The 8,290-nt window shown below is 71.3% G+C and carries 7 protein-coding genes; 2 read left to right on the top strand and 5 right to left on the bottom strand.

All coding sequences use genetic code 11. The annotated features are described in order from the left end of the window. The 3 genes from ABD211_RS33680 to ABD211_RS33670 form a co-directional block, all read right to left on the bottom strand. A partial coding sequence (locus ABD211_RS33680) for an RNA-guided endonuclease TnpB family protein (RefSeq protein ID WP_344140679.1) occupies positions 1 to 402 on the bottom strand: 402 nt, incomplete at its 3' end. Positions 403 to 1,391: 989 nt separating this feature from the next. Further along, a complete protein-coding gene (locus tag ABD211_RS33675; protein ID WP_344140677.1) occupies positions 1,392 to 2,294 on the bottom strand; it encodes a DMT family transporter in 903 nt (300 codons plus the stop codon). Between the two features lie 100 nt (positions 2,295 to 2,394). After that, positions 2,395 to 3,366 (bottom strand): GlxA family transcriptional regulator, encoded by a 972-nt coding sequence (locus ABD211_RS33670; protein WP_344140675.1) that lies wholly within the window; start codon positions 3,364 to 3,366, stop codon positions 2,395 to 2,397. 92 nt (positions 3,367 to 3,458) lie between these two features. On the opposite strand from ABD211_RS33670, the gene ABD211_RS33665 reads away from it, so the two are divergent. After that, on the top strand, positions 3,459 to 4,385 hold the full coding sequence (locus tag ABD211_RS33665; RefSeq protein ID WP_344140673.1) for an NADP-dependent oxidoreductase: 927 nt from the start codon (positions 3,459 to 3,461) through the stop codon (positions 4,383 to 4,385). 12 nt (positions 4,386 to 4,397) lie between these two features. Here the strand turns inward: ABD211_RS33665 and ABD211_RS33660 are convergent, their stop codons facing one another. Further along, positions 4,398 to 6,074 (bottom strand): hypothetical protein, encoded by a 1,677-nt coding sequence (locus ABD211_RS33660; protein WP_344140671.1) that lies wholly within the window; start codon positions 6,072 to 6,074, stop codon positions 4,398 to 4,400. A 461-nt stretch (positions 6,075 to 6,535) separates the two neighbouring features. Between ABD211_RS33660 and ABD211_RS33655 the strand changes: the two genes are divergently transcribed. Beyond that, positions 6,536 to 7,864, top strand: a complete 1,329-nt coding sequence (locus ABD211_RS33655) for an NsdA family TPR-like regulatory protein (protein ID WP_344140670.1) — start codon at positions 6,536 to 6,538, stop codon at positions 7,862 to 7,864. A 103-nt stretch (positions 7,865 to 7,967) separates the two neighbouring features. On the opposite strand, the gene ABD211_RS33650 is transcribed toward ABD211_RS33655, so the two are convergent. Then, a partial coding sequence (locus tag ABD211_RS33650; RefSeq protein ID WP_344140668.1) for a LysE/ArgO family amino acid transporter occupies positions 7,968 to 8,290 on the bottom strand: 323 nt, incomplete at its 5' end.

Genomic DNA, 8,290 nt, shown 5'->3' with positions numbered 1-8,290 from the left:
CGCCGAGCAGGTTTTGGACGAGGGGTACCACCGGTCGGCTACGAGGAGCCGACCGCCGTTCCATACGGTTTTGTACGCCAGCTGTCGGCGGATCTCCGCGAACCCCGCGTCAGCGATGTGTCGGGCGAGTCGCCGGTTACGCAGCACGCCGGCCACGTTGAGGTCCTCCACCACGATCATGCCGTACTCGCGGGACAGGCGGGTGGTGAGTTTATGCAGGTGGTCGCGGCGCAGGTTCGCTACCCGTGCGTGCGCGCCAGCCAGGCGGGTCGACGCCCGCTGCCACCGTCGGGATGGGCGTTGACCGCGCCGCCGGTCGGGGCCGACCTTACGGGACACGGCCCGGCCGAGCACGCGCAGCCGCCGCTGCGCGGCGCCCAGGTGACGCGGATTCGCGATCATTTCGCCGGCGAGTTGGTCGGTGGACTATTCGGCTGTCGCCTGATTCACAACGGGGAAAGCTGGGCTAAGGCTTGCCCGCTCTCAATAATGCACATACGCATGGGGTATAGTATTGGGGCCACGGTAACCTATGCGTGCAGCATTTGTGGCAAAGTCAGACCGTCTTGCGATCATGATCTTGGTGAAAGATATCATGAGATTGCCCAGCGGATCGACGGAGATGCCTGCAACGTATGTGGTGCTTCCACTGAGTGCGAACATGTGGTGGGACAAACTTACGAAACGAGAGCTGGAAGAACGGTAATAGACGGTGACCTTCATGAGGTTTCTCTCGTGCGCCGTCCGCGAGATCCACTCGCCAGAATCGCAAGCATAAGTGCGTCAGGTGAACGAATGCGCGAGCAGTTCGGTTTTGTACCTTCGCCTGGCTACACCCTGTTATGCCATGACTGCATGTATCCATGTACCGGCTTCGAGGACTGATCTCCGGCGTCCTTGTTGCGTTCGTGGTAGATCATCCGCTCGGATCTGGATGCTCTGCTGGACCTCCTGTCACTGATCAAGATACTCATCCGTTGGCGAGGCAGCCGGATGCAAGCGCCTTGACAGGCCGGTAAAGATGCGGGTGATCGGCTGCGAGGAACCAATGCGCCTGCTCCTGCCATAGTCCGCATGGCGTCTATCGAGCGTCGGGACGAGTGGCTAGGCGAGATCGCGAGCGCGTACGCCCGGGCGGGCCTACGCCTGTCCGGCGGGGTGGTGTGCGTACTTAGACGAGCCCACGTGGCGCGACGAGTTCCGCGCCACCGGCACGGCGCCCGTGCGCACGGCCCGGCTCGGCGACGAGGACGTGTCGCCGGTGCTGCCGGTGCAGCTCGGCGAGCGCACCGATGGGTCCGCCGACGTGCGGTTCGCCGCCGCCCCGGGCGCTGTCGTCGTCTACAGCCGCAGCCCGCGCGGGACGGCATCATCCGGATCATCGGCCTGCGCTAGCCGGTGGCGCACTCCGCCTCGACCGCGACGGGCGCGACCGCGGGCTCGGGACGGCCACGTCTGGTGGCGAGCACGGAACCGGCCAGGACCAGCGCGAAGCCGAGCAGGATGCCGGCGGTGAGCGGCTCGCCGAGCAGCAGCACGCCCAGCGCGACGGCCACGGCCGGGTTGACGTACGTGACGACGGTGGCGCGCACCGGGCCGACCTCGGCGATGAGGGCGAAGAACACGACGAACGCCAGGGCGGTGCAGATCAGCGCGAGCCCGACCACGGCCCCGACCGCCGTCGCCGACGGCATCACGCGCGGCGCCTGCACGACCGCGACGGGCAGGTAGATCAGCGCGGTGACGCCCAGCGAGGCGGCGATCACCCCGAGGCCCGGCGCGCCGCTCAGGTGCCGGTTCAGGATGTACGGCCCGACGGCGTACCCCACGACGACGATCGCGATCTGCGCGACGGCCCACAGGTCGCCGCCGCGCACGTCGAAGCCCACCAGCGCGGCCACACCGGCCAGCCCGACGAACAGGCCCACGATCCGCAGCGGACCCAGGCGCTCGGTGCCCGTGACGGCGGCGAGGACCGCGCCGACGAGCGGCACCCCGGCGATGAGCAGGCCCGCGAGCGAGCTGCTCAACCGCTGCTCGGCGGTGTTCAGGAACACCCACGGCACGGTCACCTCGACGAGCGTGTACGCCAGCACGGGCCGCCAGACCGGCAGCAGCGGGCGCAGCTGCCCGCGCGCCGCCGCGAGCGGCACGAGCAGCAGCCCGGCCAGCGCCGTGCGGGCGAAGACCAGCGTCGCCGGCGTCAGCTCGTCGACCGCCACCTTGATGAGCAGGTACGGCACGCCCCAGATGACGCCCATGGTCACGAACAACAGCCAGCCCCGCCGCGACATGTGCGGCTCCTCCCCGTCGACGCCGGCGCGAGTTTAGGTGAGGTGACCGACGATTCGGCGGCGAGGCCGCGACCCGCACCGTCGCGGTGGTGCCGCCCGCCTACGCCGGCGTGGCGTTGCGGGCGCGGAACGTCTGCCGGTACTCCGTCGGCGAGAGGCCGATCGCGCTGGTGAGATGGTGGCGCAGGGACGCGGCGGTGCCGAAGCCGGCCTCGGTGGCGACCCGGTCCACGGCAAGATCCGTCGTCTCCAGCAGGCGGCGCGCGAGTTCCACCCGTTGCCGGGAGAGCCATCGGCCCGGCGTCAGGCCGACCTCGGCCCGGAACCGGCGGGAGAACGTCCGCACGCTCATCCGCGCGTGCCGGGCCAGCTCGCCCAGGGTGATCGGGCGGGACAGCTGCGCGAGCGCCCATTGCCGGGTGTCCGATGTGGTGGCGGTCGTCGGCTCGGGCACGGGTCGGTCGATGAACTGCGCCTGGCCGCCCTCGCGCCACGGGGGGACGACGCAGAGCCGGGCCACCCGGTTCGCGACGGCGCTGCCGTGGTCCCGGCGCACGAGGTGCAGGCACAGATCGACACCGGAGGCCACGCCCGCCGCGGTGAGCACCTCACCGTCGTCGGTGAACAGCACGTCCGCGTCGACGTTCACGTTGGGGAACGTGCGCTGGAAATGCTCGGCGTTGTTCCAGTGGGTCGTCGCCGGTCGCCCGTCGAGCAGGCCCGCGGCCGCCAGCACGTACGAGGCGGTGCAGATCGATACGATCCGGGCGCCGGGCGGCAGTCGGCGCAGCGCCGCCGCCACGGGTGCGGGCAGCCAGTCCTCGGCGCCCGTCGGTTCGCACACGAACGGCGGCAGGACCAGCGTCTGCGCCGTGTCGACGACCTCGGCGCCATGCTGGACGGCAACGGCGAAGTCGGCGCTCGTGGCGACCGGCCGGCCGTCCACGCTGCAGGTGAGCACCTCGTACAACGGCTCGCCGTCGGGACCGGTGGCGGTGCCGAAGATGCGGACGGGAATGCTCAGCTCGAACGGGTACACGCCGTGCAGGGCCAGGACGACCACGCGATGCATGGCCAGATCCTTCCACATGTTGGCGATCTGGCCACTCGATCGCCCGCCGGCCCTCGGGGAGGGTGGTGACATCCCGACCGAACGGAGTGGCGATGCGTGCGATCGATCAGGACCGACTCGGTGGCCCTGACGTGCTCAGACTGGTGGACGTCGAGCGGCCCGAGCCGGGTCCGGCGGAGGTGCTCGTCCGCGTCCACGCGGCGGGGGTCAACCCCACCGACTTCTGGCACCGCGCGACCGGTGGCCTGGCCGGGCGACCGGTGCGGCTCGGCTGGGACGTGTCCGGTGTGGTGGCGGCGCTCGGCGTGGGCGCCGCGCCGTTGCGGCCCGGCGATGAGGTCTTCGGTCTGCCCCGCCATCCGCGGCCGGCGGGAACCTACGCCGAGTACGTCACGGCGCCGTCGCGTCATCTCGTGCGCAAGCCCGCCCGGCTCTCACATGTCGAGGCGGCCGGCCTGGGGCTTGCCGGGCTCACCGCGTGGCAGGCCCTCGTCGATGTCGCCGCCGTTGGACCCGGCCAGCGCGTCCTGGTGCACGCGGCCGCGGGGGGCGTAGGTCACCTCGCCGTGCAGATCGCCAAGGCGCGCGGCGCGTACGTGGTCGGCACCGCACGCGCCGCCAACCACGATTTCGTCCGAGGTCTGGGCGCCGACGAGGTCATCGACTACACCTCGACCGACTTCGCCGAGCACCTGCGCGACCTGGACGTGGCCCTCGACCCGATCGGCGGCGGGTACGGGCCGCGCTCGCTGCGGATCCTGCGCCCGGACGGCATCCTGGTCGCGCTCGCCTCGCCGGCCGAGTCGTACCTGGAGGAGGAGGCGGCCCGGCAGGGCCGCCGCGCCCGATTCATGATCGTCGAGGCGGACGGCGCCGGACTGGCGTCGCTCGCCGGACTGGTCGACGCGGGTCGGCTACGCGTCGCGGTGGACACGGTGCTGCCCCTCGACCGGGTCGCCGAGGCGCACGCTATCGGCCAGACCGGGCGCACCAGGGGAAAGATCGTCCTGACGGTCTGACGTCGTCCCGGTTCAGGCGGGGCCGTCGTCCCCCCGGCCCGCCCGGATCGCGAGTTTATCCAGGTAGAACCACTGCAGGGCGCCGACCGCGAGCGCGAACGCCACGATCGCGGCGATCGGCAGCGCCAGGCCGACGGGCAGCGACTCCCCGCGGATGGACAGCCACACCTGGTAGACCGCGATCGGGCCGGTGAAGCGGTCCACGTTGTTGGCGAAGACGAACGGCCACATCAGGGACTGGGCGTTGATGAGCCACGTCGCGAGGACAGCGACCGCGGCCATCGGCAGCGCCGGCACGATCACGGCGCCGAGCGACGCGCGGCCGGCCCGCCAGTCCAGGCTCAGGCCCCGGAACAGGACCGTGAACAGGACCAGGGCCGGAATGTTGATCCACACGGGTGGGATGAGGCTGGCCAGCGTGTTGAGCGTGCCCCCGTCGCGCTGTGCCTCGAAGGCGCCGAACGCCTGGACCGCCGGGGTCACGAACAGCCACGGCGCGAACGGCAGGAGCAGCAGCTCGCTGAAGCGCCCCAGCGGCCGCAGCGCCCCGATGCCGAACCCGGCCAGCGCCGCGAGCGCCACCCCGACGACGGTCGAGATCAACGGCGGGAGCCATGTGTTGACGGCGACCCGGCCGGCGTCGAACCGCGACGGCGTGTCGCCACCGAACGCCCCGAACCACGGCCACAGCGCGTACGCCACGACGGCGAGGCAGCCGAGCAGCACGACGATCACGGCCGCGCTCGCCAGCGGCGACGTGGGCCGCCCGGCGTCCGGCGCCCAGCGGGCCCGCAGCCCGCTGAACGCGACGAGCAGCACGGCCGCGACGCCCAGCAGCGCCAGCGGGATCCCGACGAGGGTGAGCATGGCCGCGCCGCCGCCGAGGTCGAACTGCATGAACGTGTCCGCGAACGCGTTCGCCAGCAGCGTCGCCGTGCCCCGCCCGCCGCGGGTGAGCACGTACGGCAGGTCGAAGACCTGCAGCCCGTACGCCAGGCCGGCGATGCCGAGCAGGGCGCCCACGGCGATCGCGGCGGTCCACGCGCGGGGCTCGTCGGCGCGGCGGCGCAGCACCGGCAGGAACACCGTGACACTCACGGCGAGCAGCGCGCCGAACAGGATGGCCCAGGTGATCCACGTGACGCCGAGCTGCGGCGAGTCGCGCAGCACGTCGGTCCGGTCGGCGGCGAACCACGCGGCGGCCACCGCGACAGGGCTGAACAGCACCAGCAGGGGCACGAGCGCGACCCGGGTGACCCGCCGGCCCACGTCTCCCGACCGGTGGGCCAGCCACGCGACCACCGGGCCGGCGACCACCACGGTCAGCACCAGCGGGACGGCGACCAGCAGCGTGAACCCCAGCGCCGAGCCGAAATTGCCCTCGAACAGCGCCTGGTAGTTGTCCAGCCCGACGTTCTCCGCCGGGCGGTTACCGAACGGCGACTTCCGTTGGAAGCTCTCCACGATGGACCCGATCGTCGGCACCACGTACGCCAGCAGCAGCGCGAGCAGCGCCGGCCCGAGCAACGCGAGCCCGACCACGACGAACACGCCGCCGCTGGGACGCGCCACGGCCGGTGCCGGCGGCACGGCGTACGCGGGATAGCCGGTCGGCGCTGTCGGGTAGGGCGTGGGCTGCGGTGGGACGGGTGGCGCCGGCGCGGTCTGCGGCGGCTGCGGCTCGGTCATCGTGTCCTCCCCAAGGGCGTCAATCGACCGCGATGGTAGCCCGAACCGACTAACACAATGGAGTGCTCATGGAGCACGGCGCTTCAACGTCTAGATGTCCGGCGTAGCCGTATCGCAAGCAGGAACCCACGCGCGGCCAGCCGGCTCGGTGGACAGGGCCACGGTACGTTGACACGGCAGGTCACGCAGCAGGCGGTGGAGTCCGGCTGGTGCGCAGCCCGAATGGCCTGGGCCATCCGCCACACCACAGGCTCAGTGCCGTCCGGCGGCTCCAGCGGCGGATCGTCGGGATCGAAGTCAACCACCATCACACGTACTCCTCCTCGGTGGGCGGACACGGCGGCCACGCCAACAAAGCAGCAACCGCCGCACCCGTGGTGATAGCTTCGCTGCGCACCGTGATAGTCGGGAGGAATCGCGCTGTAGCCTCCTGTTGCCTACTCGCGGCCACGAGGGGTGGGATGACGAACGAACGCGGCGATCTCATCGATCACCCGCTGGCCGACGTACGCGCACGGCGCGGCTGGAGCTTGGCTGACGTGGCCATGCTGGTCCAGCGCCGATCGGGGCTGAACATGGCCTGCCGGCGCGAGAAGGTCTGGCGATGGGAACGCGGCGTCACGCCTGAGTTAGCGGCCCAGTACGCGCTCGCGGCGGAACTCGGCCTCGGTGTTGACGTCGTCCGAACGCACGCATGGCCCGCCTGGTTGCTCTTGGTCGATCGAAGTGAGCCCACCGACGCGGCGTGGACGGCCCGGGAAGCTGCCGACGTTCTCGACCGCGTCGTAGGCTCGGCAGGTATGGACCGCCGAGGGTTTCTGATCCTGACGGGTGCGACCACGACCGCGCTGGCAACCAACTGGAGCACCGCTCAAACTGACCTGCTCTCCGACAACGCGGGTGCCCGCGTCACCCCCGAATCCGTCGACCACCTCCACGCTCGCGTAGAGGAGCTTTGGCGCCTGGACGACCTGCTCGGCGGCGGGCCGTGCCTCGACGCCGGCGTAGCCGACCTGCGACTGGCGCAGCGGCTCATCGCGACCGGTCGCTACGACGCGTCGCTCGGCACCCGGCTGTGGTCGCTCGCGGCGTCCCTCGCACGGTTCTGCGGCTTTGCCGCCTTCGACGCGGGGCAGGACGCCGCCGCGCAGCGCTTCTGGCACGCTGGCCTACGCGCCGCAGCCGTTGCCGGCGACGTCGACCAGGGCGTGTATGTGTTGTCCAACCTTGCGCTGCAGGCGGCATACGCGGGCGACGGCGGGACGACCGTCGCTCTGCTCGACGCCGCGCGCAGCCGGGTGGACCCGGCCGCCCACACGGTCCTCGCGATGCTGAACTGCTGGGCCGTGCGTGGCCACGCAGTCAACGGCGACGGCCGGGCTGCGTCGGCACTACTCAACGAGGCCGACGACCAATGGAGTAGGCGCCGCGCCGAGGACGATCCAGGCTGGGTGTACTGGATGCCGCAACCCTCGCTGACCGCCGAGGCGGGTACCGCCCTGCTGGAGATCGGCGACCTGGCGGCAGCGGAGCGCTGCCTTACCGCCGGCCTATCCACCCTGGACGCGAGTTCGGCCCGCGAACGTAACCTCTACCTGGTTCGACTGGCGGAGGCTCAGCTCCGCTCCGGACGCCTCGACGAGGCGGTGGCCACAGCACACGAAGCCATCGACGCCACCAACGGGGTGGACTCGGTCCGGGTGAGCCGACGGATGGATCACCTACTCGACGAGTTCCCAGCCACGGAACACGTCACAGCGACTCTTCGCGACCACCGACGCGGATACTAGCCCCTAGCTGGGGCCGCGGTGGTCACAGCAGTGGTAGCGGGGTGGTCACCGTACCTGAGCACGCCCAACCTGCACCATTCGCTGTCTGAGCAGCTCAGGACGGCTACGGACCGATCAGCAGCAGCGTGCCGATCACGGTCATGATGACGGCTACCGTGCCGTCGAGGATGCGCCAGGCCGACGGGCGAGCCAACACCGGCGCCAGCCGGCGGGCGGCGCCGCCGAGGGCGACGAACCACACGGCGCTCGCGGCGGCCGCGCCGGCCGCGAACAGCCACGGGCGCGCCGACTGGTGGGCGACGGACCCGATGAGCAGCACCGTGTCCAGGTACACGTGCGGGTTGAGGTAGGTCAGCGCGAGGCAGGTCAGCAGCGTGGCACGCAGCGCCGCGGGCCGCCGCGCCGCCGCCGTCAGCGCGCCGGGGC

The organism is Luedemannella flava (genome assembly GCF_039528515.1).
Lineage (GTDB): Bacteria > Actinomycetota > Actinomycetes > Mycobacteriales > Micromonosporaceae > Luedemannella > Luedemannella flava.
Note: the sequence above shows the minus strand (reverse complement) of the source record. Positions and strands in the feature narration are given on the sequence as shown.

Excerpts from the sequence above, each read along its gene's own strand:
- ABD211_RS33675 (WP_344140677.1), bottom strand. The coding sequence starts at position 2,294 with ATGTCGCGGCGGGGCTGGCTGTTGTTCGTGACCATGGGCGTCATCTGG.
- ABD211_RS33670 (WP_344140675.1), bottom strand. The coding sequence starts at position 3,366 with ATGCATCGCGTGGTCGTCCTGGCCCTGCACGGCGTGTACCCGTTCGAG.
- ABD211_RS33665 (WP_344140673.1), top strand. The coding sequence starts at position 3,459 with ATGCGTGCGATCGATCAGGACCGACTCGGTGGCCCTGACGTGCTCAGA.
- ABD211_RS33660 (WP_344140671.1), bottom strand. The coding sequence starts at position 6,074 with ATGACCGAGCCGCAGCCGCCGCAGACCGCGCCGGCGCCACCCGTCCCA.
- ABD211_RS33655 (WP_344140670.1), top strand. The coding sequence starts at position 6,536 with ATGACGAACGAACGCGGCGATCTCATCGATCACCCGCTGGCCGACGTA.